Origin of the sequence: Rhizobium sp. Rhizsp82, assembly GCF_047325115.1 — a bacterium.
GTDB lineage: Bacteria > Pseudomonadota > Alphaproteobacteria > Rhizobiales > Rhizobiaceae > Rhizobium.
The window spans coordinates 547,989-573,475 of sequence record NZ_CP168571.1; the positions used below are offsets into that span (position 1 = coordinate 547,989).

Annotated in this window: 23 protein-coding genes; 9 read left to right on the forward strand and 14 right to left on the reverse strand. The window is 64.4% G+C overall.

Features of this window, described 5'->3' with window-relative positions:
* Positions 1 to 55: 55 nt before the first annotated feature.
* A complete protein-coding gene (locus ACEN84_RS26715) occupies positions 56 to 2,617 on the reverse strand; it encodes a GcvT family protein (protein ID WP_413712287.1) in 2,562 nt (853 codons plus the stop codon).
* Between the two features lie 246 nt (positions 2,618 to 2,863).
* Here ACEN84_RS26715 and ACEN84_RS26720 point away from each other — a divergent pair, with 246 nt between their 5' ends.
* From ACEN84_RS26720 to ACEN84_RS26735, 4 genes are all read left to right on the forward strand, one after another.
* On the forward strand, positions 2,864 to 4,051 hold the full coding sequence (locus ACEN84_RS26720) for an acetyl-CoA C-acyltransferase (protein ID WP_413712288.1): 1,188 nt from the start codon (positions 2,864 to 2,866) through the stop codon (positions 4,049 to 4,051).
* A gap of 11 nt (positions 4,052 to 4,062) precedes the next feature.
* Positions 4,063 to 5,190 carry an acyl-CoA dehydrogenase family protein gene (locus ACEN84_RS26725; RefSeq protein WP_413712289.1) on the forward strand — a complete coding sequence of 376 codons (1,128 nt, stop codon included), beginning with the start codon at positions 4,063 to 4,065 and terminating at the stop codon, positions 5,188 to 5,190.
* A gap of 100 nt (positions 5,191 to 5,290) precedes the next feature.
* On the forward strand, positions 5,291 to 5,980 hold the full coding sequence (locus ACEN84_RS26730) for an FCD domain-containing protein (protein ID WP_413712290.1): 690 nt from the start codon (positions 5,291 to 5,293) through the stop codon (positions 5,978 to 5,980).
* Between the two features lie 98 nt (positions 5,981 to 6,078).
* On the forward strand, positions 6,079 to 7,149 hold the full coding sequence (locus tag ACEN84_RS26735; RefSeq protein ID WP_413712291.1) for an isocitrate/isopropylmalate dehydrogenase family protein: 1,071 nt from the start codon (positions 6,079 to 6,081) through the stop codon (positions 7,147 to 7,149).
* A 3-nt stretch (positions 7,150 to 7,152) separates the two neighbouring features.
* On the opposite strand, the gene ACEN84_RS26740 is transcribed toward ACEN84_RS26735, so the two are convergent.
* The 10 genes from ACEN84_RS26740 to ACEN84_RS26785 form a co-directional block, all read right to left on the reverse strand.
* Positions 7,153 to 7,704 carry a chromate transporter gene (locus ACEN84_RS26740; protein WP_413712292.1) on the reverse strand — a complete coding sequence of 184 codons (552 nt, stop codon included), beginning with the start codon at positions 7,702 to 7,704 and terminating at the stop codon, positions 7,153 to 7,155.
* Positions 7,705 to 8,265 (reverse strand): chromate transporter, encoded by a 561-nt coding sequence (locus ACEN84_RS26745; RefSeq protein ID WP_413712293.1) that lies wholly within the window; start codon positions 8,263 to 8,265, stop codon positions 7,705 to 7,707. It abuts the gene before it with no gap.
* A gap of 87 nt (positions 8,266 to 8,352) precedes the next feature.
* The gene (locus ACEN84_RS26750; RefSeq protein ID WP_413712294.1) at positions 8,353 to 9,108 is read right to left on the reverse strand and encodes an SDR family NAD(P)-dependent oxidoreductase; all 756 of its coding nucleotides are present in this window, start codon (positions 9,106 to 9,108) and stop codon (positions 8,353 to 8,355) included.
* A 12-nt stretch (positions 9,109 to 9,120) separates the two neighbouring features.
* The gene (locus tag ACEN84_RS26755; RefSeq protein WP_413712295.1) at positions 9,121 to 10,491 is read right to left on the reverse strand and encodes an MmgE/PrpD family protein; all 1,371 of its coding nucleotides are present in this window, start codon (positions 10,489 to 10,491) and stop codon (positions 9,121 to 9,123) included.
* Positions 10,488 to 11,984 carry a tripartite tricarboxylate transporter permease gene (locus ACEN84_RS26760; RefSeq protein WP_413712296.1) on the reverse strand — a complete coding sequence of 499 codons (1,497 nt, stop codon included), beginning with the start codon at positions 11,982 to 11,984 and terminating at the stop codon, positions 10,488 to 10,490. The genes ACEN84_RS26755 and ACEN84_RS26760 overlap by 4 nt, the downstream gene beginning before the upstream one ends.
* On the reverse strand, positions 11,984 to 12,481 hold the full coding sequence (locus ACEN84_RS26765; protein WP_203430531.1) for a tripartite tricarboxylate transporter TctB family protein: 498 nt from the start codon (positions 12,479 to 12,481) through the stop codon (positions 11,984 to 11,986). The genes ACEN84_RS26760 and ACEN84_RS26765 overlap by 1 nt, the downstream gene beginning before the upstream one ends.
* A gap of 71 nt (positions 12,482 to 12,552) precedes the next feature.
* Complete coding sequence (locus ACEN84_RS26770; protein WP_413712297.1) at positions 12,553 to 13,521, reverse strand: tripartite tricarboxylate transporter substrate binding protein; 969 nt, start codon at positions 13,519 to 13,521, stop codon at positions 12,553 to 12,555.
* Positions 13,522 to 13,579: 58 nt separating this feature from the next.
* Positions 13,580 to 15,013 carry an MmgE/PrpD family protein gene (locus ACEN84_RS26775; protein WP_413712298.1) on the reverse strand — a complete coding sequence of 478 codons (1,434 nt, stop codon included), beginning with the start codon at positions 15,011 to 15,013 and terminating at the stop codon, positions 13,580 to 13,582.
* An 18-nt stretch (positions 15,014 to 15,031) separates the two neighbouring features.
* Positions 15,032 to 15,703 carry an FCD domain-containing protein gene (locus ACEN84_RS26780; RefSeq protein WP_413712299.1) on the reverse strand — a complete coding sequence of 224 codons (672 nt, stop codon included), beginning with the start codon at positions 15,701 to 15,703 and terminating at the stop codon, positions 15,032 to 15,034.
* 150 nt (positions 15,704 to 15,853) lie between these two features.
* Positions 15,854 to 16,492, reverse strand: coding sequence for an IMPACT family protein (locus tag ACEN84_RS26785; protein WP_413712300.1), 639 nt, complete (start codon positions 16,490 to 16,492; stop codon positions 15,854 to 15,856).
* Between the two features lie 93 nt (positions 16,493 to 16,585).
* Here ACEN84_RS26785 and ACEN84_RS26790 point away from each other — a divergent pair, with 93 nt between their 5' ends.
* From ACEN84_RS26790 to nadC, 4 genes are all read left to right on the forward strand, one after another.
* The gene (locus ACEN84_RS26790) at positions 16,586 to 17,482 is read left to right on the forward strand and encodes an NUDIX hydrolase (protein ID WP_413712301.1); all 897 of its coding nucleotides are present in this window, start codon (positions 16,586 to 16,588) and stop codon (positions 17,480 to 17,482) included.
* Between the two features lie 67 nt (positions 17,483 to 17,549).
* Entirely contained in the window at positions 17,550 to 18,521 is a 972-nt protein-coding gene (nadA, locus tag ACEN84_RS26795; RefSeq protein WP_413712302.1) for a quinolinate synthase NadA, read from the forward strand.
* The gene (locus tag ACEN84_RS26800) at positions 18,518 to 20,056 is read left to right on the forward strand and encodes an L-aspartate oxidase (RefSeq protein WP_413712303.1); all 1,539 of its coding nucleotides are present in this window, start codon (positions 18,518 to 18,520) and stop codon (positions 20,054 to 20,056) included. Before nadA ends, ACEN84_RS26800 begins: the two co-directional genes overlap by 4 nt.
* Before the next feature lies 1 nt (position 20,057).
* Positions 20,058 to 20,915 (forward strand): carboxylating nicotinate-nucleotide diphosphorylase, encoded by an 858-nt coding sequence (gene nadC, locus ACEN84_RS26805; RefSeq protein ID WP_413712304.1) that lies wholly within the window; start codon positions 20,058 to 20,060, stop codon positions 20,913 to 20,915.
* Between the two features lies 1 nt (position 20,916).
* Here the strand turns inward: nadC and ACEN84_RS26810 are convergent, their stop codons facing one another.
* The 3 genes from ACEN84_RS26810 to ACEN84_RS26820 are packed head-to-tail and all read right to left on the reverse strand — an operon-like array spanning position 20,917 to position 24,173.
* Positions 20,917 to 21,555, reverse strand: a complete 639-nt coding sequence (locus ACEN84_RS26810; RefSeq protein WP_413712305.1) for an Isoquinoline 1-oxidoreductase subunit — start codon at positions 21,553 to 21,555, stop codon at positions 20,917 to 20,919.
* Between the two features lies 1 nt (position 21,556).
* A complete protein-coding gene (locus ACEN84_RS26815) occupies positions 21,557 to 23,713 on the reverse strand; it encodes a molybdopterin cofactor-binding domain-containing protein (protein WP_413712306.1) in 2,157 nt (718 codons plus the stop codon).
* Positions 23,714 to 23,717: 4 nt separating this feature from the next.
* Positions 23,718 to 24,173 (reverse strand): (2Fe-2S)-binding protein, encoded by a 456-nt coding sequence (locus tag ACEN84_RS26820; RefSeq protein ID WP_413712307.1) that lies wholly within the window; start codon positions 24,171 to 24,173, stop codon positions 23,718 to 23,720.
* A gap of 282 nt (positions 24,174 to 24,455) precedes the next feature.
* On the opposite strand from ACEN84_RS26820, the gene ACEN84_RS26825 reads away from it, so the two are divergent.
* Positions 24,456 to 25,298: an alpha/beta fold hydrolase gene (locus ACEN84_RS26825; protein WP_112711240.1), complete on the forward strand. Its 843-nt coding sequence runs from the start codon at positions 24,456 to 24,458 to the stop codon at positions 25,296 to 25,298.
* Positions 25,299 to 25,487 lie beyond the last annotated feature (189 nt).

The following is a 25,487-nucleotide window of genomic DNA, read 5'->3' on the forward strand; positions in this document are numbered from 1 at the left end:
GAAAAAGCCGCCGCGTGTTCATCGCGGCGGCTTTCGAAGCTGACCCGGTGCTGACTTAGCTGCGCGGGTTGATGTTTTCAGGGTCGTAGAGCGGCTTGTAGCCGACCGCTGCGACTTCGACCGGATAGGTCTCGGCGAAATACTCGATGTTGAGCTTGCGGCCGACCTGGCAGTAATCCCAGGGCAGGTAGGCGAGCGCGATGTTCTTGCCGAGCGTCGGGCCGAAGGCGACAGAGGTCGTGTAGGAGCGGCGGCCGAGCTCGTCGATCAGCACCTTGCCGGTTTCCGGATCCATGACCGGCATGGAGCCGACGGGGTAGCGCTTGACGCCCGACTTGTCGGTATTCTCGGTCATGACGAGGGTGCAGAGCATTGCCGGCTGGTGCTCGCGCGCCTTGTATTCCAGGTGCTTGGCCTTGCCGCGGAAGTCGGATTCCTTGACCTTCGGACGGGCCAGATCGGCTTCCAGCAGATTGTACTGGGTGAGCAGATCGCCATTCTGCAGGCGCAGGCTCTTTTCCATGCGGCGCGAGTTCGCGTAGGTCTCGACGCCGAACGGCATGACGCCGGTCGAGCGCAAGGCATCCCAGACGGCGAGGCCGTCTTCGTATTTCATGTGCAGTTCCCAGCCCTGCTCGCCGACATAGGAGATGCGGAAGGCGGTGACCGGCTTGCCACCGATCTCGATCGGCTTGATCGCCGCGAAGGCGAAGTTCTCGGCATCGAGGCCCGAGGGATCGGCAACCACCTTCTTCAGCGTATCGCGGGCGTTCGGTCCCCAGATGCCGATGGTGATGTACTTCTCGGAGACGTCGGTGATCGTGACGTCGAGGCCACGATCCTCAGCCACGCGCTTCATGTAGTGGAAGTCGCGCGGGCCGGCATCGGCGCCGTTGATCAGGCGGCAGCGGTCGGCCATGCGGATGACGGTGAAGTCCGCACGCACCATGCCCTCGTCGTCGAGGAAGTGGGTGTAGATCCCCTTGCCGATGTTGCCGTCGCCGCCGATCTTTGCGGCGCAGAGCCATTCGAGCAGGTCGACATGGTCAGGACCTTCGATATCGACCATGTGGAAGTGGCTGAGATTGACGATGCCGCAATCCTCGCTCATCGCCAGATGTTCGGCATTCGAGACGCGCCAGAAGTGGCGGTTGTCCCATTCGTTCTCGCGAACCGGCACGCGGTCGGCATATTTTTCCAGCAGGTGCTCGTTGGCGGCGTAGCCATGCGCACGCTCCCAGCCGCCGAGTTCCATGAAGTAGCCGCCAAGCTCCTTCTCGCGTTCGTAGAAGGGCGAGCGCTTGGCATTTCGGCCGGAAGCATAGGGTTCGCGGGTGTGAACGGCCGGGAAATAGATCTTCTGGGCGGCTTCGTAGCAGCGGCCCTCGATGAATTTTTCGGTCAGCTGGTGCGGGTAGAAGCGGGCGTAATCGATCGAGTTGTGGTCGATCTCGGTGCGGCCGTCGGTCATCCAGTCGGCGATCAGCTTGCCGTATCCCGGGCCGTCCTTGACCCAGATGGCGACGCAGTACCAGAGGCCGCGAACCTTCTGGCTTTCGCCGCAGGAGGCGCCGCCGCCGGCCGAGACCTGCAGCAGGCCGTTGAAGGAGTGGCCTTCGTTATAGCCGAGTTCGCCAAGGATCGGCGTCAGTTCCATGGCGCGCTCGAGTGGCTCGATGATCTGTTCCATTTCGAGGTCGCGCTGCGACGGCGAAAGGCGTGCTTCGTGCTTTTCGAGCAAATCGCGCGGATGGCACATGCGCGGATTGGTGGTCTCGTAATAACCCCACTCGATCTGGCCGCCTTCGGTCGTGGCCGGATCGCCGGTGTCGCGCATATAGGCGGAGTTGCCCTGGTCGCGCAGCAGCGGGAAGCCGATTTCCTTGCCGGTGCCTTCGAATTCGTTGTAGGGGCCGAAGAATGTCAGCGGGTGATCGACCGGCATGACCGGCAGGTCTTCGCCGACCATTTCGGCGATCAGGCGGCCCCAGAGGCCGGCACAGACGATGACGTGATCGGCCATGATCGTGCCGCGATGGGTGACGACGCCCTTGATGCGGCCGCCTTCAACGATCAGCGACTTCGCCGGCGTATTGCCGAACATCTTGAGCTTGCCGGACTTTTCGGCAGCATCGACGAGCTTGCCGGCGACAGTCTGCGAGCGCGGGATGACGAGACCGGCGTCGGGGTCGAACATGCCGCCCTGAACCTGGTCTTCCTCGATCAGCGGGAACATTTCCTTGATCTCGGCCGGAGATACGTAGCGGGCATTGGTTCCGAAGGCCTTGGCGGAGCTGAGCTTGCGCTTGATCTCTTCCATCCAGGTGTCGTCGCCGGTGCGGGCAACTTCCAGACCGCCGATACGGGCGTAGTGGCCCATCTTCTCGTAAAAATCGATCGAGTACTGGGTGGTCCAGACGCTGAGATAGTCGTGGCTGGTGGTGTAACAGAAGTCGGAGGCATGTGCCGTCGATCCGATATCTGTCGGGATGCCCGATTTGTCGATGCCGACAATGTCGTCCCAGCCACGCTCGATCAGGTGATGAGCGATCGAGGCGCCGACGATGCCGCCGAGACCGATGATTACGACTTTAGCCTTGCTTGGAAATTCCGCCATCACTTGAACCCTTGAACCTTGGTGCGCCGAATCTAATACAGGCCGAAACGGCACTACAGTCGATCCACGACAATAAGATGTAGCGATCCGCCAAGGGGCTTGTCTATTCGAGACGCGAAGCCGCTGGCTCTTTTGCGACATCCGCATGCAGCCATGGCATTTGAGACGAACAGCGGTATGTTTGTAACAGGATCGCGGGAGGCATCGCGCATCCATCCATGAGCCAGGCAGGGAGGAGCCAATCTCATGACATCAGACGATCCGGTGGTGATCGCCGGCATGGCGCGCACGCCGATGGGCGGCTTTCAGGGCGACTTCAAGGACGTGGCGGCGACCGATCTCGGGTCGGCGGCAATCCGGGCTGCGATCGAGCGCAGCGGACTTTCGGCGGAGGCGATCGGCGAAGTGCTGATGGGATGCGTGCTGCCGGCAGGGCAGGGGCAGGCCCCGGCCCGCCAGGCCGCACTCGGCGCCGGATTGCCCTATGACTGCGGTGCTGCGACCATCAACAAGGTCTGCGGCTCCGGCATGAAGGCGGCGATGATCGGTCACGACGAGATTCTCTCCGGCAGCCAGTCGGTGGTCGTTGCCGGGGGCATGGAGAGCATGACCAATGCGCCCTACCTCCTGAAGCGCGCCAGAAGCGGTTACCGCATGGGCCATGGCGCCATCCACGACCACATGTTTCTTGATGGCCTGGAAGATGCCTATGACAAGGGCCGCTCCATGGGCACGTTTGCGGAAGAATGTGCAGAGGCCTACCAGTTCACCCGTGACGCGCAGGATCATTATGCCATCGCTTCGCTCGACAAGGCAAAACGCGCCGTCGACGGTGGGCTTTTCGATGCCGAGACGTTGACGGTCCAGGTGCAATTCGGAAAGACCAGCCGCGACATCAGCCGGGACGAGCAGCCCGGCAAGGCGGATCCGGCCCGCATTCCCTCGCTGAAACCCGCGTTTCGCGATGGCGGCACGGTGACGGCGGCAAGTTCGGCCTCTATTTCTGATGGTGCGGCGGCGCTCGTCATGATCAGGCGCTCGGAGGCGGAGCGGCGCGGTTTGACGCCGATTGCCGTCATCGCCGGCCATGCGACCCATTCGCAGGCACCCAATCTGTTCACGACGGCGCCTGTCGGTGCGTTGCGCAAGCTCTCGGAAAAGACCGGCTGGGCGCTTGGCGATGTCGACCTCTTCGAGATCAACGAGGCCTTCGCCGTCGTGCCGATGGCGGCGATGCACGATCTCGGTCTGCCGGCCGAGAAGATCAATATCCACGGCGGCGCCTGCGCGCTCGGCCATCCGATCGGCGCTTCCGGCGCCCGCATCATCGTGACGCTGCTCTCGGCTATGCAGCGCTATGGTTTGAAGCGCGGCATGGCTTCGCTCTGTCTCGGCGGCGGCGAGGCGACGGCCATGGCTTTCGAGCGGATTTGAGGGGGAGGCATATGCGGCTCGACGAAACCCAGATCCAGATCCGCGACATGGCGCGCGCCTTTGCGCAGGAGCGCCTTGCGCCGGGGGCTGCCCGCCGTGACGAGGAGCACAGTTTTCCGCGCGAGGAATTGCGGGAGATGGGCGAGCTCGGCCTGCTCGGCATGCTGGTCCCGGAGGCATATGGCGGCTCGGAGACCGGCGCGATCGCTTATGCGCTGGCGATCGAGGAGATTGCTGCAGGCGACGGCGCCTGCTCGACGATCATGAGCGTACACAGTTCGGTCGGCTGCGTTCCGATCCTGCGCTTCGGCAGCGACGAGCAGAAGCAGCGCTTTCTGCCGAAGCTCGCATCGGGCGAGTGGATCGGCGGCTTTGCCCTGACCGAACCGCAGGCGGGCTCGGATGCCTCGAACCTGAAGACGAGAGCGGAGCGGGACGGCAGTGATTATATCATCACCGGCGCCAAGCAGTTCATCACCTCAGGCAAGAACGGCGACGTAATCATCGTCTTTGCAGTGACCGATCCGGCAGCCGGAAAGAAGGGCATCACCGCCTTCATCGTGCCCACGGATACGCCGGGTTACGAAGTGGTTCGCGTCGAGGACAAGCTCGGGCTGCACGCATCCGACACCTGCCAGATCGCCTTCAACGGCATGCGCATACCGGCATCGCAGCGGTTGGGTGAAGAGGGCGACGGCTACAGGATTGCGCTCGCCAACCTCGAAGGTGGCCGTATCGGCATTGCCGCGCAGGCGGTCGGTATGGCGCGGGCGGCATTTGAGGCGGCCCGCGACTATGCCCGTGAGCGAACCGCCTTCGGCAAGGCGATCGCCGAGCATCAGGCGATTTCCTTCCGGCTCGCCGAAATGGCAACGAAGATCGAGGCGGCGCGCCAGCTCGTCCTGCATGCGGCGGCTTTGAAAGAGGCCGGCGAACCGTGCCTCTCCGAAGCGTCGATGGCGAAGCTCTTTGCATCGGAGATGGCCGAAGCGGTCTGTTCCGCGGCGCTGCAGATCCATGGCGGCTACGGCTACATGGCCGATTATCCGGTGGAGCGCATCTACCGCGATGTCCGCATCTGCCAGATCTATGAGGGCACCAGCGACGTACAGAAGATGGTGATTGCGCGGAACCTTTGAGGCTCAAATGCCGATTTGGGGTTGCACTTTGCCGCGAGTGTGGAAATGACTGCACGCTAATATGTTGCTTTGATCCCGGAACCAGGCGGACCGTTTGCCAATGTCAGATTCCACCCAGAACCTCTCTGCCATCGACATCCTGCGGACCCGTTCGCTTGCCAATGTCGTGCAGGCCGAGATCGAGCGGATGATCATCGACGGCGAGCTGAAGCCGAACGAGCGGGTCAACGAAAACGGCCTGTCGCAGCGCCTCGGCGTCAGCCGCGGGCCGATTCGGGAGGCCTGCAGCGCGCTCGCCGCCATGGGGCTGATCGAGATCATCCCGAACCGCGGCTTCTTCATCCGGGCGCTCAGCACCGACGAGGCGCTGGACCTGTCGGAGGCCCGCGCCGGCGTCTTCGGCTGCATGGCGATGATGCTTGCCGAGCGGATCACCGATGCGGAGCTTGCGGTGCTGCGCGGCCTGATCGACAAGATGGAAGAGATCGTCGCGCTCGGCGACCTGCATATCTATTATCCCGTCAACCTCGAGTTCCACAAGCAGATCGCCAGCATGGCAGGGAACCTGCGGCTGACCGCCACCTATCAGAGCTTCGTGCGCGAGCTGCATATACAGCGCTACCGCGCGCTCTCAGGCCCCGACATGCTGCATGTCTCGAACGAAGAGCATCGGGCGATCGTCGATGCGCTGGCCGCCCGCGATCCGGTTCGGGCGCTGATGACGGCCCGCACTCATATCCTCAACGGTATCGTCCGCGCCAGGAACGCCGGCGAAGCGCGCAAGGGCTGAATAGCTCCGTCTTTCGTAGGGCGAGTATTCGTCCTGAAAATTGTTGACAATCTACAATTTGAAACGCAAGGTCGCCCCGGCAACGAGGGAGACATTGCATGGAAAGTCATCTGGTCATCGGTATTCTCAGTGGAGACGATATCGGCCACGAGATCGTGCCGGCGGCGGTGGATGTCGTGAAGGCCGCGGCAGAAAAGACCGGGCTGAAGATCGACTGGCGGCCGATGCCAATCGGGCGGACGGCGCTCGATACGCATGGCTCGACCTTCCCCGAGGGGACGATGGAGACGCTCGCCAGGATGGATGGCTTCATCCTGGGGCCGATCGGCCATCAGGCCTATCCGAAGGCGCCGGGCGCCATCAATCCGCATCCGATCATGCGCAAGGGTTTCAATCTCTTCGCCAATGTCCGCCCCACCAAGTCATTTCCCGGGCTCGGCGCCATCTATGACGATATCGATCTGGTGATCGTCCGCGAGAATAACGAGGGCTTCCAGCCGGACCGGAATGTCGTGGCCGGTTCCGGCGAATTCCGCCCGACGGAGGAGATGACGATCTCGGTGCGCGTCATCACACGGCTCGGCTCATCGCGCGTGGCGCGAGCCGCCTTCGAAATCGCCCGGCAGCGCAAGAAGCGGTTGACGGTCGTACACAAGAACACCGTCTTCAAGCTTGGCTGCGGCATGTTCGTCGAGGAGTGCCATAGGGTTGCCAAGGAATTTCCTGACGTGACGGTCGATGAGGTCATCGTCGATACGATGGCGATGCGGCTGATCCGCGATCCGCAGAGCTTCGACGTCATCGTCACCACCAACATGTTCGGCGATATCCTGACCGACGAGGCGGCGGGTCTCGTCGGCGGTCTCGGCATGGCGCCCGGCCTTTGCATCGGCGAGGGCAATCTCGCGATGGCGCAGGCAACGCATGGCTCGGCGCCCGACATCGCCGGCAAGGGCATCGCCAACCCCTTCGCGATGATAGAGTCCGCCCGCATGATGATCGAGTGGCTGGGGCATAATCGCGGCATCCCGCAGGCGGTCGAGGCAGGGGCGATCATGGAAAAGGCGATCGCCAGGGCGCTTGCCAATCCCGAGACGCGCACGCGCGACATCCGCGGTACTGCCGGCACGGACGGCATGACGCGCGGCATCATCGCTGCACTCGGCTAACGGTCAGAGATCAGTCAGCTGCGGCCAGTAGTGGGCAAGGGCCGCAGCCGCTCCGCCAAGCGCGAGAACGGCGACCACCGGCATTTTCGGTTTCCAGTAGAGCAGGGCGCAGGAGAGCGCGGCGATGACCAGCGCCAGCACGCCGCCCTCGGCCACCCTAAACAGCGAGATGACACCGGCGATGATCAGGCCGGTACCGATCGGCGCCAGCCCCTCGCGCATGGCGCGGTGCCATTCCTTGTCACGGTGGGTATTGGTGAGCCGGAAGACGGCGTAGCAGAGCAGCGACGAGGGCAGGAACAGCGCCAGCGAAGCGATCAGCGCGCCGAGCCAGCCGGAGACTTTCCAGCCGATGACGGTGGCGAGCATCGTGCCCGGGCCGGGGGCTGCCCGCGACACGCCGAAGAGATGCAGGAACTCCGCCTGCGTCAGCCAGCCATGCACATTGACCGTCTCGTTCTGCAGCCCGGCGATGATCGCCGCGCCGCCGCCGATCGAGGTCAGTGAGAACGGGATGAAGACGAGGGCGAGGCCGATGAGGGGATTATCGCGCATCTACGGTCTCTTCCAGGCGAGCGCGATGCTGAAGGGCGCGATGGCGAAAACGACGGGGATCAGTGGCCATTCGAGCACGCCGACGAGAAAGGCCGTTAGCGCGATGACGATGGCGGCCGGCGGAAAGCGGATCGCCCGGCGGCTTCCCTGGATGCAGGTCAACAGCAGAAGGCCGATCGCGGCGAAGGCGATGCCGTTGAAGACGACGGGTAGCAGTTCGTATCCGGCCAGCAGATCGAAGAGTTTGTAGAGGCCGATCACCGCGAAGAACGGGCCGACGAGAAAGCCGGTGAAACAGGCGATGGAGCCGAGCGGGCCGCGCAGTTGTTCACCAAGGCAGATGACGAGATTGACGACATTGGCGCCGGGCAGCATCTGCGAGATCGCCAGGCTGGTCGAAAAATCCTCGTCGCTGACGAGCTCCTTGCGCAGGACGAATTCCTGGTAGAGCCATCCGGAAAGACCGCCGCCGAAGCTCAGTATCCCGACCTTGAAGCAGAGAAGGAAAAGGGCGGCAAGGCTCGGCCGGTCCGCCGGCCGCAGGGATTCCGGTACAGACATCCTACGGGTCCATCATGCGCTTGAGCCCCGGCGGCGATGCGCCGGGGAACGTTGTTCAGACTGTTTCCGCGAGTCGCGGGCGATCGGTCAAGGCAGGAAGGCGCCGCCGTTGATATGCAGCGTCTGGCCGGTGGTGAAGCGCGCCTGCATGCTGGCGAGATAGGCAACGGCTGCCGCCACCTCTTCCGGCGTGCCGCGCCGCCCGACCAGCGTGCGCGTCGTCTTGTGATGGGCCGGATCGCCCGCCTTGGTGTGCTCGCGATTGGTCTCGATCATCCCCGGCGAGACGAGGTTGACCGTGATGCCGTCAGGGCTGAGTTCCTGGGCCAAGGCCTTGGTCATGCCATCGAGACCGGCCTTGGCCGAGACGACGTGGACGCGGTTGACCGCACCGGTATAGGCCGTCAGGCCGCCGATATTGATGATCGCGCCGCTGCCGCCCGCCCGCAGATGCGGGATTGCCGCGCGGCTCATCAGGAAGGCGCCGTCGAGCGTGACGCTGATCACGTCCCGCCAGTCCTTGTAGGAGAGCTCTTCGACAGGCGCTTCGCGCCGGATCGCGGCATTGTTAACGAGAATGTCGAGACGGCCGAGCGCCGAAGCTGCTTCGGAAACCAGCCTTGCGGCATCCGCCTCGCTCGCGACATCGCCGATCAGCACCTTGGCCTTGACGCCGAAAGCCTCGACCTCGCTCGCGACCGCTTCCGCGGCCTCCCTGTCGGAACGGGCGACGATGGCGATCGAGGCGCCGGCCTCGGCGAGCGCCAGTGCGATGGCGCGGCCGATATTGCGGGATGCGCCGGTCACCAGTGCGGCGCGGCCCTTGAGACCGAGATCAGTCATGATGCCCTCCGTTCACAGCCGCGCTGCCGACAGGTCGACGGCGCCGCCGTCGGCGATCCGGCCGAGTGCCGAACGAAGCGCATCGATCCGCTCGCCGGTCAAGCCGCCGAAGGCGAGGTTCGCCTCGAACTTGGCTTGCAGTTCGGCATCCGGCAACGGCTCGTGCGCGCCGCCGCGCATATGCGGCTGGCGGAACTCGCGGATGCTGCCGTCCTTCAGGACGGCCTTGACGTGGCCGGTATAGCCGCGCGGATAGGGATCGTTGGGATCGATCTCGTAGGAGACCTTGGCGGCAAGCGCGCGCAGGGCGGGATCCTTGACGCGCTCGTCGGTGAACTGGCCGAGCCCGGCCTGGCCATCGGTAAAGCCGACGGCGATGCAATAGGGCGTTGAGAACTTGCCGGCATAGCCGTTCGGCGGCTGATGCTTTCTCGCAAGCGGCTCCCAGAGGCGATGGACGGTGCCTTCGCCGACATTGCAGATGATCGAGACGATATCGTCGGCGGCAACGCCCGACTTGGCGAGCTTGATGGCGCAGTCGATGAAGGGCTGGGTCATCGTTCCGCAGGCATAGGGCTTGAAGGCCAGTGTCTCCAGCACCCAGCTCTCGCCGAGACCATCGACCAGCCGTGCGAAATCGGGCGTCTTCGACGGAGCGAAGGCCTTGTACATGCCGTTTGTGCCGTCGAAGACCGTGATCGGGCCGGTAAAGCCGCCTTCGGCGAGCAGCGCGGCGCGCAGACCCGCCTGGGCGGCGGCACCCGCATGGAGGCGCTTGGTCGAGCTGCCGTCGGCGAGATATTCGATGATGCCCGAGGCGAGGCTGCCGGAGATGCCGAGCGCCCGGGCAATGGTTTCCGCATCCTGTCCAAGCGCGGCGCCGACGGCTGCCGCCGCTGCCGGTGCGCCGAAGATCGCGGTCGGGTGGAAGCTTGCCTTGTGGGTCGCCTGCGGTGCCACGAGGCTCATGCGGCACATCAGTTCGGTGCCGACGGCAATGCCGCGCATCACCGCTTCGCCATCGAGCTTGCGCTGCTCGGCGATCGCCAGCACGGCAGAGACGATGACCGCACCCGCATGGATCGGCCCGCCTTCGAAGGTATCGTCGTAGTCCTCGCCATGGGCGGCGGTTCCGTTGACCAAGGCCGCATCGTAGAGGCCGAGCTTTCGGACATGGCCGAAGGCGGTGCAATCGCCTTCGTCCGCAGCGCTGCCGAGGGCCGCCTTGACGTAATCGGTATCACGGGCGGCGACTGCGAGCGCAACGATATCGAAGATCAGCTGGCGGCAGGTGGTGCGCGCTGCTGCCGGGGGCACTGCACTCGCGGCAAATGCCGCGAGCGTGGTTGCGACCGGTGCCGGTTTCGAGACGGCAACATTCATGAATGAGCTTCCTTCAGCTTGGCCTTGCGCGCCTCGCGAACTTCGCGGGCAAGGGAGAAGACGATAAAGATGAGGGCGAGCGTCAGCAGGCCCAGCGCGATCGGATCCTGCAGGAAGATCATCAGGTCGCCGCCGGACAGAACCAGCGAGCGCCGGTAGCTGGATTCGACCATGTGGCCGAGGACGACGCCGAGGATCATCGGTAGAACCGGGAAGCGCGTCAGGCGCATCAGGTAGCCGACCAGACCGAGCCCGAGCGCGATGCCGAGGTCGAAGAGGCTGTTATTCAGCGTGTAGATGCCGGACAGGATCAGCGCGAAGATGAAGCCGGAGCGGTACTGCCGCGGACGGTTCACCAGCCAGATGCAGGCGGGCAGGATGATGATGCCGATGCCGATCTGGGCGATGATGGCGATGAACGAGCCGACATAGATGCTGTCGATGACCTGGGCGCTCTGTTCGAACAGGCGCGGTCCCGGGATCAGGCCGTGCATCAGCAGGCCGCCGAGCAGGACCGCTGTGGAGTTCGAGCTCGGAATGCCGAAGCTGAGCAGCGGGATCATCGCCGTGCTTGCCACGGTGTTGTTGGCGGCTTCAGGAGCGGCGACGCCTTCTTCTGAACCCTTGCCGAAGAGCTGCGGGGTCTTCGACCAGCGGCGGGCTTCGTTATAGGACATGAAGGCTGCGATCGAGCCGCCGCCGCCGGGCGTCAGGCCCTCGAACAGGCCGAGGATGCAGCCGATGAACTGCGAACGCTTCAGCTTGTTCATCATCGACAGGCTCGGCAGCTTGATGCGGATGCTGGCATTGAGCCGGCTCATGCCTGCCGAACCCGACTGGCTCATCAGCTCGGTCAGCGCGAAGAGGCCGACCATGACGAGAACCGGCTCGATACCGCCGAGAAGATCCGGGATATCGAAGGTGAAGCGGGTGACGCCGGAGATCGGGTCGGTGCCGACGGTGGAAAGCATCAGGCCGATCGTTGCGGCCGCCAGTCCCTTGATCAGCGAGCCGCCGCTCATCGAGGCGATGACGCTGAGGCCGAGGATGCCGAGGCCGAAATAGGATGCGGGCGTGAAGGCGAGTGCCAGCCAGGAAAGCGGCTCGGTCAGAAGAACCAGCATTGCAAGGCCGAACAGCGAGCCGACGACGCCAGACATCAGCGAGATGCCGAGCGCTTCGCCGGCGCGGCCCTGGCGGTTCATCTCGTAGCCGTCGATGACGGTCGCGGCGGACGAGTTGGTGCCGGGGGTGCGGATCAGGATCGCCGGGATCGAGCCGCCGTATTCGGCGCCGATATAGACGCAGGCCAGCAGCGCGATCGCCTGTGCCGGGTCCATCGTATAGGTAAACGGCAGAACGAGCGCCATGGTGATCGAGGCGGAAATGCCGGGAAGGGCGCCGCCGAGAATGCCCCAGGTGAGGCCGGCGATGGCGACGAAGAAGATCGGCGTTTCAGTCAAGAGATGGATGATGTCCCAGAAGGTCGCCATCAGAATAGTCCTTGGAAGAGCGAGCCCATCGGCTGGTTGACGCCGAGTAGCTTCACGAAGATGGCCCAATAGAGAATGCCGCCGCCGATCGCGGCCGCCGGGATGACCCAGGTGCGCGGCGATCCCTCGTAAAGGGCGATGCCGGCGATCAGCAGGGCTGTCGCAATCGGATAGCCGACGAAGGGCAGCAGGGCGACGTAAGCGGCGCCGAAGAGCAGGAAGCCGATCGCGCGCGGAAGCTTGGCGTTTTCATCCGCCTCTTCGTCGTCGGCATTGCCCGGCGCAGCCGCGGCCGTTGCCGGCTTCATGCGGGCGGAAAGCAGCGTGCGGACGATCAGGCAGACAGCGAGAATGGCGAGGATGGCGGCCAGAACCTTCGGCAGGCCGCCGGCACCGATCTCGTCGGAGAGCGTGCTGTCGGCGATCTGCGTGGTCCAGGTGTAATAGGTGCCGGCGACGGCCAGAAGCACGACGCCGCTGAGAAGATCTTTGTTCATGAGACTGTCCTCATGGAGAAGCAGGGGGCTCCGGAACCGCGGGCCGCGCGGTCCCGGCATGTCGCGGCCGGTTACTTGATCGCGCCGGTCGATTTCAGGAAGTCTTCGGTGGTGGTCGCGAAGGTGTTGACGAAATCGGGATATTCCTTGTGGCCGATCGGCTTGGCGACGAGCACTTCTTCGGAATAGGCCTTCCTGTAATCCGGGTCTTCGAGTAGCTTCTTGACGGCTTCGTCCCAGATCGCAGCAGTTTCATCCGGAATGCCCTTCGGGCCCGCGAGGCCGCGGAACTTCACGAGCGAGACGTCGTAGCCGAGTTCCTTGACTGTCGGGACATCAGGCTTGTCGGCGATGCGCTCCGGATTGAAGGTGGCGAGAAGCACGATCTTGCCGGCGTCGAGCTGCGAGCGCAGTTCCTGGATTTCGCCGATGCCGATGTCGAGCGTGCCGTTCAGCACGTTGAGCATCATGTCGCCGCCGCCTTCATGGGTGACGATCGCGGGCGTGACGCCAGCGGCGCGCTTCAGCTGTTCGGCAGCCTGGCGCTCCAGCGAGGCCGGGTTTGCAGCACCCCAGCGGCCACGCTCCTTCTTGGCGTGATCGATGACGTCCTTCAGCGACTTGTAGGGGCCGTCGGCGCGGGTGAAGATCACTTCGCTGTCGAGGAAGAAGTTCACGAGCGGCTGCATGTCCTTGTAGGTCGACTGCGGCTTGCTCATCAGCGAGGTGTAGATATAGGTCGGCGTCGTCGCGTAGAAGACGCTACCGTCGGCAGGAGCCGCGGCGACGCGCGCCATGGCCTTCGCACCGCTGCCGCCCTGGACGTTTTCGACGACGAAGGTGGCGTTGATGTACTTGCCGAGATATTTCGACATCTCGCGAAGAAAGACGTCGCTGCCGCCGCCCGGGCTCGAATGCGTCACCAGGGTGACGACCTTGACCGGATAGGCCGCCGGCTCCGCGAGAGCCGGCGTTGCGGACAGCAGTGCCAGAGCGGCAAGCCCGGAAACTGCTGTTCCAATCATCTTGATCATGCTCATTTCTCTCTCCCACTAGTTCACCGCCTCTCCCAGGGCGGTGTTGCCTCAAAAAATCAGATCATTCCGCAGCAAGGCCCCCGGCGGCTGCGCCGTCACCGCTGATCAGCGTCATCAGGCGCTTGATGTCGGCGCCCTTGTCGATGCTGCGGACCAGGCGGAGCAGTTCGGCCTGGTCGCTATCGCTGATGACGCCCTCGGCGCACATCAGGAACTTGGCGTCCAGATCGGTATCGTTGATCGGGTTGGACGGGCCGCCGCGATAGCGCTCGTCTGCCCACTGCACGAGGGTGCGGCCATCCTTGGTGGTGACCTCGATGCGCGAGCGGATCTTGTCGTAGCCCTGCGCGTCGATCTCGAGATCGTTGATGACTTCGGTGCGCGCCTGCAGGTCCTGCATCGCCTCTCCGGCAACGAAGGCATCCTCGAACTCATGATGGCTGGCGCGGCGGCAAAGCGCGATCATGGCGAGCAGCGCCGGCATCGAGAACTTCGCCTGCAGATGGTTCCTGGCGATCGGATAGCGGATCGGCTCGATGATGTTCTTGCCGGCGAAGAAGCGGATGCGGTCGATCTCTCCCGGCTTCAGGTCGTGATCGAGCACCAGCTTCAGCATCGCGTCCATCGACTGATGGGTGAGGATGCCCGACGGATAGGGCTTGATGCTGACGCCGGGGCTGACGATCGTCAGCGGCGAGGCAAAGCCCTGCTTGGCCTTCTCTTCATCGAAGCCTTCACCCATGACCGAGAAGAAGCCCCAGGTGCCGTCGAGCGCTGCCGGATCGGCTTCGAAGCCGCGGGCGGCCAGAAGGGCGGCAGTGATGCCGTTTTCGCAGGCGCGGCCAACATGCAGCGGCTTGGTCATCGTGCCGAAATTGACGCGGATGCCGGCGGCGAAGCTGGCGGCGAGGCCGAGCGTGTGGGCAAGCTGCGCACCCTTGAGGCCGAGCAGCTTGGCGGCAGCAGCAGCGGCGCCGAAAGTGCCGACGGTGCCGCTCGTGTGGTGGCCGCGGCGGTAGTGGCGCGGCTTCATCCATTCGGAAATCTTGCACTCGACCTCGAAACCGACCTGGAAGGCCAGCATGATGTCGCGGCCGTCGACATTGCCAAGCTCGCTGGCAACGATCAGCGCAGCCGTCAGCGGCGGCACGGAAGGATGGGTGAGCAGGCCGTAAACGTGGGCCGGATCGTGCGAGACCTGCGTGTCGTCCCAGTCATGCGCGTGACCCGAGGTGCCCCAGACGCGGCCGGCGATCGCGGCCGGAACCTTCTTCGTGCCTGCGCCCGGCAGCGGAGCATCGCCGCGGCCGCCCTGGGCCAGCGCATCCTCGATCAGGATGCGGACGGAAGATTCCTGGCTGCCTGCGAGATAGAGGCCAACCGTATCGACCATGCAGCGGCGGCCGATGGCAAGGGCTTCTTCGGGCAGGTCGGCATAGGTCGTCTGCTCGATGAAACGGATGGCCTGAGCCGTGATGTCGGATATGCTGGTCACCAGTGGTATCTCCCTGTTTTATTTATGTGTCGCGACCGTCGCCATCAGCCGGAGCCGGGCGGAGTCGACATGTCCAGTATGCGCTGCCAGCGCCCTTTGCGGGTCGCGGGCAATGATCGCGGCGGCCATCTCGTGGTGTTCGAGATGCGAGGCATGCAAGGAATCGCCGAGCATCAGGTTGCGGGCGCGGTAGAGCCGCAGCTGCTTGACGAGGCCGAGATATTGCTGGGCAAGCGTCGGGTTTCCGGCGTTGCGGACGATGAATTCGTGGAAGGCGAAATTGAGCTTCACATAGGCTTCGAAATCATCGGCCGCGACCGCCTTGTCCATGTCGGTGATGAAGGTCCTGACCCGGCCGATGCCTTCGTCGCTGATGCGCTCGGCTAGCAGCTTTCCGGCAAGGCCGAAGAGTGCAGCGCGAACTTCGTAGACGTCGCAGGCCTGCTCGGCGCTTAGCTCGCGGACGAAGAAGCCGCGGTTCGGCACCTGCTCGACGAGGCCGGAGGAATCCATCGAGCGCAGGGCCTCGCGGATCGGGCCGCGGCTGATGCCGAAGCGCAGCGCCAGTTCCTTCTCGTTGATCCGGTCGCCGGGGCCGAACTCACCGCTCAGGATGACGCGCTCGATCTCCTGCTCCAGCACCATGGGCAGGGACTGCGACCGCAAGATCTCGACAGCGCTCAGAACCATTCAACTCTCCTCTTGAGGCAAGACTTCACATGCAGAATGTAAATTGTCAACAATTTAATGTCGATCAAATCGGCGGCCTGTGGATGGGCAGTGGCGGTACAGTCAGAGAGAAGGGGTGAAAATGAGGGTGCGGCAGAGCCGCGCTCGCCGCTATTCGGCGGCGTTGTCGTCGAGCTTCAGCGCGGAGCGTCCGCGGGTCATATTGGTGATCAGCAGAGCGGCGTCTTCGGCCTGTCTCTCGATGATGTCGAGCGTCAGCCAGCAGCCTTCGTGGTCGAACTGCTCGGCCATGACGCGGGCCATGCCTGCCGATGTTAGCTTGGCGCGGACGATCTCCAGATCCTGAAAGCTCAGGTGAACGGTCCCGCCGATGGAGGCGACGGTTTCCTCAAGCTCGGCCTCGCGCAGACAGGCGGCCGCCGTGCCGCCATAAGCGCGAACCAGGCCGCCCGCGCCGAGCAGCACGCCGCCGAACCAGCGGGTGACGATGACGAGGGTCTTGTCGAGCTGGCGACCTTCCATGGCCTGGAAGATCGGTTTGCCCGCCGTGCCCGAAGGTTCACCGTCATCGCTGAAGCGATAGATGTTGCCGACGCGCCAGGCGTAGCAATTGTGATTGGCGGAAGGGTCGGAGTGCTGCGCGAGTGCCGTTTTTGCCGCGGCTTCGCTGTCGACAGGGATGGCGATCGCCAGAAACCGGCTCTTCTTGACCGTCTGCTCAAGGCTGATCTGGTTTTTCAGGACGAACATCTGCGGCGGCGGACCCGGCTGGTTGGCGTCATGCCTCATAGCGCAAAGCCGCGGCTGCCTCCAGCGCCTGTTGGCGAAGTGGCGCGGCTGTGCCAAAAGGATCGAAGTGCCGGATAGCTGAGGGGAATCAACGTGACGATCGGGCTTGCCCATGCCGAACTCATGGCTGTCGTGACGGCCGTGACCGGTGACGAGCCGCGCGTCATGACCGTCCGCTCCGGCGAAGCGCTGCCCTCCGGCCCCTTCGAGCTCGGGCATCGTACGCTGCAGAGCGGGCTGCGCGAATGGATCCAGGAGCAGACGGGCCATCCGATCGGCTATCTCGAGCAGCTCTATACATTCGCCGACCGCGACCGGAACAACGACATCCTGGGCGGCCGGACCATCTCGATCAGCTATCTCGGTCTGGTGCGCGAACAGGAGGCGCCGGGCGCCGGGCGGCCTGCCTGGCATGGATGGTACGAGTACCTGCCCTGGGAGGATCATCGTCAGGGCGCTCCCGACGTGCTCGGCGAGGTCATCGAGAAGCTGCGGCTCTGGGCCGATGCCGAGCCGGCGAGGCGTCACGAGCGCCACAGGCGCGCCGACTTCACCTTCGGTCTCGATGGCGGCGGCTGGAACGAGGATCTGACGCTGCAGCGCTATGAGATGCTCTACGAGGCAAGACTGGTGGCCGAGGCTGGTGGCGCTGACAATTTCGGCCGCCCGATGTTTGCTGATCACCGGCGCATCCTGGCGACCGGCGTTGCCCGCCTGCGCGCCAAGATCAAATATCGCCCTGTCGTTTTCGAGCTGATGCCGGAGAGCTTCACGCTGCTGCAGCTGCAGCGCGCCGTGGAGGCGCTGGCAGGGCTCGGCCTTCACAAGCAGAATTTCCGTCGCCTCATCGAGCAGCAGGAGCTGGTCGAGGAAACCGGCGGCGTGACCAGCGAGACCGGCGGGCGGCCCGCCAAGCTCTTCCGCTTCCGTGAAACCGTCGTCGAAGAGCGCGCTCTCTCCGGATCCAAACTGCCTCTCTCCCGCAATTGACATATACTCAATGTGAGAATATCTATTTGCTCCGTAAATGCTCAAATTGAGCATAAAGGAGATCGCCATGAACCGCCCCGTATCAGCTGCGTCCCTCTATGATCGCGTCAGCCGCGTCATCCCCAAAGCCGAATGGATGTCGTTCGAAGACGATGTCGAGGCGATCCTCGAACTGAAGCGCAAGCGCAACGCCGTCATCCTGGCGCATAATTACCAGACGCCGGAAATCTTCCACGGAGTCGCCGATATCGTCGGCGACAGCCTGGCGCTGGCGCGCAAGGCGATCGATGTCGATGCCGACGTGATCGTGCTCGCCGGGGTGCATTTCATGGCCGAGACGGCGAAGCTGCTCAATCCGGCAAAGACGGTGCTGATCCCCGATATGGGTGCCGGCTGTTCGCTGGCGGACTCGATCACGCCTGAGGATGTCGCGCTTCTGCGCCAGGCGCATCCGGGCGTCCCCGTCATTACCTATGTGAACACTTCGGCGGCGGTGAAGGCCGCTTCCGATATCTGCTGCACCTCGGGCAATGCCAAGCAGGTGGTGGAATCTCTTGGCGTGCCGAGGGTGCTGATGATCCCGGACGAATATCTGGCCCGCAACGTTGCGCGCGAGACCAATGTCGAGATCATCGCCTGGCACGGCCATTGCGAGGTCCACGAGCTGTTTTCGGCGGATGACGTCAGGCAGCTGCGCGAAAATCACCCCGGCGTCACCGTTCTCGCCCATCCCGAATGCCCGCCGGATGTCGTCGCGGAAGCGGATTTCGCCGGGTCGACGGCGGTCATGTCGGACTATGTCGGCGCGAAGAAGCCGGCGCGTGTTGTGCTGCTCACCGAATGCTCGATGAGCGATAACGTCGCCGTCCATCACCCGGATGTCGAGTTCATCCGCCCCTGCAATCTCTGCCCGCATATGAAGCGGATCACTCTTTCCAATATCCGCACGGCGCTGGAAGAAAACCGCCACGAAGTCACCGTTGATGAGGGCATCGCCGGCGCCGCGCGGCTGGCCGTCGAGAGGATGTTGGCGATATGAGCGAGATCCTCACCCATCTGGCTGGACGCCCGGTCATCGTCGGCAGCGGGCTCGCCGGCCTGATCGCGGCGCTGACGCTGTCGCCCGCGCCCTCCGTCATCGTCACCCGCAGCGCGCTCGGCGCCGAGACCTCGAGCGCTTGGGCGCAGGGCGGCATTGCCGTGGCCCTCGGCGCCGATGACGACGCCGGTCTGCATCTTGCCGATACGCTCGCCGCGGGCGACGGTCTCTGTGATGCCGGAGCGGCCGAAAGCATTGTCGCAGATGCCGCCGAGACGATCGGAGCGCTGCAGCGCTTCGGCGTCCGGTTCGATCATGATGGAGCAGGCGCCCTGGCGCTCGGGCTGGAAGCAGCGCATTCGCGCCGCCGTATCGCTCATGCGGAAGGCGATGGATCGGGTGCTGCGATCATCCGGGCACTTGCGGCTGCGGTGCTCGCCGATCCCGCGATCACGGTCATCGAGGGCGCCGAGGCCCGGCAGTTGATCATGGCGGATGGCGCGGTCCGCGGCCTGCTTTGCGCCGGTGCGGGCGGCGATTTGATGCTGCCGACTTCGCGGGTGCTGCTGGCGACCGGCGGCATCGGCGGTCTCTATGAGGCGACGACCAATCCGGCGGGCAATTTCGGTCAGGGCATTGCGCTCGCGGCCCGCGCCGGTGCCGCGCTTGCCGATATGGAATTCGTGCAGTTTCACCCGACCGCGCTCGACAGCCGCCGCCGCCCGCTGGCGCTGGTCAGCGAAGCCGTGCGCGGCGAGGGCGCCGAGCTGATCAACGAACGGGGCGAGCGGTTCATGGCCGATGTCGCAGGCGCCGAGCTTGCGCCGCGCGATATCGTCGCTCGTGCCATCAGCGCCGAGATCGCCCGCGGCGGCCGCGTCTTCCTTGATGCCCGCCGCGCTCTCGGCACCGGCTTTGCTTCGCGTTTCCCGGTGATTGCCGAGCTCTGCCAGGAGGCGGGCGTCGATCCCGGCCTGCAACCGATCCCCGTGCGCCCGGCAGTGCACTATCATATGGGCGGCGTTGCCACCGATCTCGACGGCCGCAGCAGCGTTCCTGGCCTGTGGGTCGCGGGCGAGGCGGCATCGACCGGCCTTCACGGCGCCAATCGCCTAGCAAGTAACTCGCTGCTCGAAGCCGCCGTCATGGGCATGCGGGCGGCCCGCAGCATTGAGGGATCCGATCCCGGCAGCACCCTCGCGGCGATCCCCGCCATGCCAGGACCGTCGAACACGGCGCTCGTCCGGCCTATCGTCTCGCGCCATCTCGGCGTGCTCCGCAATGCCGGAGCGATGCATGGGGCGATCGCCGCCCTTCTGCCTCTGGCGGAAGAGGAGGGGCCGGCTTCGGACCCGGCCGTCGTCGCGCTGGCGATCGCGGTCTTCGCAAGCCTTCGCAACGAGTCGCGCGGCGCGCATGCGCGGACTGATTTCCCGCTCAAACATCCGGTCGCCAGACGGCGGACGATGACGTTGGCGCAGGTGCTGGAAAGCGCCTACGCCGCCACATCCCAGGATTTTGCAAGGAGTGCCTGACATGACCCTCATTTCCCTGCCGCGCGTCATCGTCGAGCCGATCGTGCGCAATGCGCTTGCCGAGGATCTCGGGCTTGCCGGAGACATTACCTCGGCCGCCGTCATCCCGGGCGATCATCGCTCGACCGTCGTCATGGCCGCGCGGCAGCCCGGTGTGATTGCCGGTCTCGATGCCGCCGAGCTTGCCTTCCAGCTCGTGGATCCCGTCATTGCCATGACCCGGCATGTCCGCGATGGCGCCGCTGTCGAGGCCGGAGAGGTGATCGCGACGATCAACGGCCCATCGCGGGCGCTGCTGACCGGCGAGCGCACCGCCCTCAACTTTCTCAGCCATCTCTCGGGCATTGCCACCGTCACCGCATCGATTGCGCGCGCGATTGCCGGAACCAGGGCGTCGGTCGCCTGCACGCGCAAGACCACGCCGGGGCTTCGGGCACTGGAGAAATACGCCGTTCGCGCCGGCGGCGGCATGAACCATCGCTTCGCCCTGCACGACGCGATCCTGATCAAGGATAACCACATCGCCATTGCCGGTGGCACGCGCGAAGCGCTGCGCCGGGCCAAGGCGGCGGCTGGTCACATGGTCAAGATTGAGATCGAGGTCGATACGCTCAGCCAGCTGCGCGAGGTGATGGAGGAGGGTGTCGATGCCGTGCTCCTCGACAATATGGGGCCGGAACAGCTGCGCGAAGCCGTCGGCATCGTGGCCGGGCGGGCGATCACGGAAGCCTCCGGCCGCATAACGCCGGATACGGCCGCCCCCATCGCCGCATCGGGCGTCGATCTCATCTCCGTCGGCTGGATCACCCACAGCGCTCCGATCCTCGATATCGGCCTGGATTTCCGCTCGGAAGCCTAAGTCAAGACGGGCATTCGGCGCCGGTATCCACCCAGGCGGCGATCAGCGCGGCAAAGGCTTCCTGCGATCCCGGAGGGGCGGTACGGCCGTCGCCGGGATGCCAGGCCCAGCCGACCAGATGATCCTCGCCCATGTGCCGGATCAGGTCAGCATGCGAGCGGTTGCCGTTACGGCTGGTGTCCTTCACCTGCTCACAGATCTGGCCGACCGTCAGGCCCTGCCAGGCCATGCTGGCGGGCGCCAGCTGCCAATGAGCATTGCCGGGGATCGATTTCAGCTTGCTGCCGACGATCGGGCGGTTCTCCGCGCCATGGCAGGTGGCGCAGGCAAGCCCTGCCGGGCCATGCGAGGTCTTTGCGGCGATCATCAGCGGCACATGCGGATGCATGTCCTCACCCTGCGTCGGGCTGCGGGTTGCCGGGTGGCAGTTGATGCAGCGCGGATGGGTCATCACCCGGCTCGCCTCCTCGAAGATCGCCTTGGATCGCGCGGCCTTGTCGGGGATCGTTTCGAAATCGGCGACGGTCTTCAGCGCTCCGTTCGTTGCCGTCTCGGCATAGGTTTTAATGGCGCCGGTTCCTGCCAGCGTGGTGCCGAAGGCGATGAGGGCGGCGAATGACAAGGTGGCCAGCGGTCTCATCTCACACCCTCCTCAATCCGCCCTGGTCGATCGGCAGCGAGCGCAGCCGTTTCCCGGTGGCGGCAAAGATCGCGTTGAAGAGCGAAGGCGCGACCCCCGGCGTGCCGACTTCGCCGATGCCACCAGGTGTCTCCGAGCTCGGGACGATGTGCACTTCGATCTTCGGCGTCTCGTGGATGCGCAGCACCGGAGAGTCGTCGAAATTGCCCTCGACCACGGCACCGTTCAGAACCGTGATGCGGCCGTAGAGTGCCGCGCTCAGCCCATAGACGATGCCGCTCTGGATCTGCGCTTCGACGGTATCCGGGTTGATCACTTGGCCGCAATCGACGGCGCAGATGATGCGCTCGGTCTTGAACGCGCCGTCGTCGTCGACGCTGACTTCCGAGATCATCGCCGAGAAGCTGCCGAAATCTTCCGAGAGCGCGATGCCGCGGCCTTTTCCCTTGGGTGGTGCGTTGGTCCAGCCCGCCTTTTCGGCAGCGAGATTGAGCGCTGCAAGCAGGCGCGGCTTATGCCCGAGCAGGCGCCGGCGGTATTCTAGCGGGTCGATCCCGGCAATATGGGCGAGTTCATCGATGCCGCCTTCGATCGGCGGGATGTTGCGCGTCGCGCCGACGCCGCGCCAATTGCCGGTCAGCATGCCATCCGGCGCCTCGTGGCGCGCGAAGTCGGTATATTTGTTCGGAATGGCATAGGGCGTTTCCGCGCCGCCCATCTGGTCGAGGTCGATCCCGTCGCGGGTGAAGGCCGGAAGCCAGCGGGCCATGACGGAGGGGCCGATGACGCGATGGCGCCAGGAGACCGGCATGCCGTCCGGCCCGAGCGTTGCGGTGACCTTGCTGTAGTTCAGATACCGGTAGCAGTCGTGGCGGATATCTTCCTCCCGGCTCCAGGTGACTTTCACCGGGCCATTGACCTGCTTGGCGATCTTGGCGGCAAGGATGACGCCATCGACATCCAGCCGGCGGCCGAAGCCGCCGCCGAGCAGATGATTGTGAACGACGACCTTCTCCACCGGCAGGCCGGTGACCTCGGCAACCGCCTGTCGCGTACGCCCCATCACCTGCGTCCCGACCCAGACCTCGCAGCCATCCTTGCGGACATCGAGCGTGCAGTTCATCGGTTCCATCGCCGTATGGGTCAGGATCGGCAGCCGGTAGATGAATTCGTGAACCGGACCATGTTCGGCTTCCGCCTTGTCGACATCGCCTTCCTTGATATGTGCAAGCGCTTCGCCGGAGATCGCGGCATCCATCCGCTTTTCCAGATCGGCGAGAGACACGCTGGCGCTTGGTCCCGCATCCCACTCGATCGACAGGGCGGCAAGGCCCTTGCGCGCCGCGCCGGTATTGTCGGCGACGACGGCGACGGCCTCTTCGGTGCGCACGACCTGCTTCACGCCTTTGACGGCAAGTGCCGGCGCATCGTCTACGCTCTTGAGCTTGCCGTTGAAGTGCGGACAGATGGCGATTGCCGCATAGGAGACGCCGTCCGGCCGCGCATCGATGCCGAATTTCGCGGTGCCGTTGACCTTCTCAGGGCTGTCGAGGCGGCGCACCGCCTTGCCGATGACGGCGAAGCTCGAGGCCGGTTTGAGCGGCACATCCTGCGGCACCGGTTGCGAGGCGGCATCGCCAATCAGGTCGCCATAGCTGGCGCTACGGCCGGTCGCTGTGTGCAGGACTTGCCCGTTTCTGGCTTCGCAGCTTTCCGGATCGACACCCCAGCCGCTGGCAGCGGCATTGACCAGCATGATGCGGGCCGCAGCACCCGCCTTGCGCATCTGGTCGTAGACCGCGCGGACCGCCAGCGAGCCGCCGGTGATCTGGTCGCCGAGAAGCGGGTTCGCGTATTTCTCGGGATCCGCCGGTGCATGCTCGAGAACGGTTTGGTCGAGGCTCACTTCGAGCTCTTCGGCGAGCAGCATGGCGACCGCCGTGTAGATGCCCTGGCCCATCTCGACCGAAGGTATGATCAGCGCGATCTTGCCTTCCGCGGGGATACGGATGAAGGCGTTCGGCTGCAGCGGCAGCGGCGGCGCGTCGGCTGCCAGCGAAGGCCTGACGCCGATCAGCAGGCCCGATGCCGTCAGCGAGGCGCCGATCAGGAAATGGCGGCGCGAGAGGGCGGGATTGATCTTGTCGAGGAGAGACATTGCATCACGCCTCCGCCGCCAGCTTGATCGCCGCGCGGATGCGCGGATAGGTGCCGCATCGACAGATATTGCCGGCCATGACGGCGTCTATGTCGTCATCGGTCGGCTTCGGATTGGCGGCGAGCAGCGCCGTTGCCGACATGATCTGCCCGGACTGACAGTAGCCGCATTGCACGACATCGATGTCGAGCCAGGCCTTCTGGATCCGGGCACCAGCCTCGGTGTTGCCGATCGCCTCGATCGTCGTCACCTGCTTGCTGGCAGCCTCCGCCACCGGCATGACGCAGGAGCGCATCGGCACGCCATCGACATGCACGGTGCAGGCGCCACACATGGCGATGCCGCAGCCGAACTTCGTGCCGGTCAGGCCTATCGTGTCACGCAGAACCCATAAAAGCGGAATGTCACCATCGACATCAACAGCATATGTCTTGCCGTTGACCATAAGATCGTAGGTCATGTGAGCTTCGGCTGAAAGCCGCCCCCAACGAACATTCAGTGGCGCGAAAGGTAGAGGAGGGGCGCTTGTACGGCAAGTAATCGAGATGGGCTAATCCGGATGGTGCAGGTCCGCGACCGTACCAGCAATGGCTGCAGCGGGCATCTTGATCTCCTGAGGTCGATCACTAAAGATGCCGCGCGCTGACCCGGCGACACGAGCCGTCTTTTTCCGGTCAGCCCGCCTATCCGCTTGGCTTGCCCTTTAAACAATTCAACCCCAAACGATAAGAGGACGACCAATATGACCGAGCATTTCGTCACCACCAAAGATGGCGTGCAGATCTTCTACAAGGACTGGGGCCCGAAGGATGCCCAGCCGATCATGTTCCATCACGGCTGGCCGCTTTCGGCCGATGACTGGGACAACCAGATGCTGTTCTTCGTACAGCGCGGCTACCGCGTCATCGCCCATGACCGCCGCGGCCATGGCCGCTCTTCGCAGGTGAGCGAAGGTCATGACATGGATCATTACGCCGCTGACGCCTCTGCCGTCGTCGAGCATCTCGATCTCAAGAACTCCGTCCATATCGGCCATTCCACCGGTGGTGGACAGGTTGCGCGCTATGTGGCCAAGTTCGGCGAGCCGCAGGGCCGCGTTGCCAAGGCCGTGCTGGTCAGCGCCGTTCCGCCGCTGATGCTGAAGACCGCGGCCAATCCGGGCGGTCTGCCGCTCGAAGTCTTCGACGGCCTGCGCAAGGCGCTTGCCGATAACCGCGCGCAGTTCTTCCTCGATGTCCCGACCGGCCCGTTCTACGGCTATAACCGTCCGGGTGCCGCGATCTCCGAAGGCGTGATCCGCAACTGGTGGCGCCAGGGCATGATGGGCAGCGCCAAGGCCCACTACGAGGGCATCAAGGCCTTCTCGGAAACCGACCAGACCGAAGACCTGAAAAATATTTCGGTACCGACGCTGGTGCTGCATGGTGACGACGACCAGATCGTGCCGATCGGCGCTTCCGCGCATGAATCGATCAAACTTCTGAAGAACGGTACGCTGAAGGTCTACAAGGGCTATCCGCACGGCATGCTGACTACCCATGCTGACGTTCTGAACGCCGACCTGCTCGCCTTCATCAAGGGCTGATCGCATCCGGTCCAGACCTCCGCCGCGGCCCGGGCTGCGGCGGAGGTTCATCGAGCGCGCCTTGTAAACTGGCGCCCGTCTCCCTATCTTTTCGTCATCACTCACATATTAACCCAAGGCATCGCCGGCGCTCAGCGCCGGCCGCCTGGCGTTTTGCGCCGGCTGGTGCCGGATGCCGCCCTCAGGCGG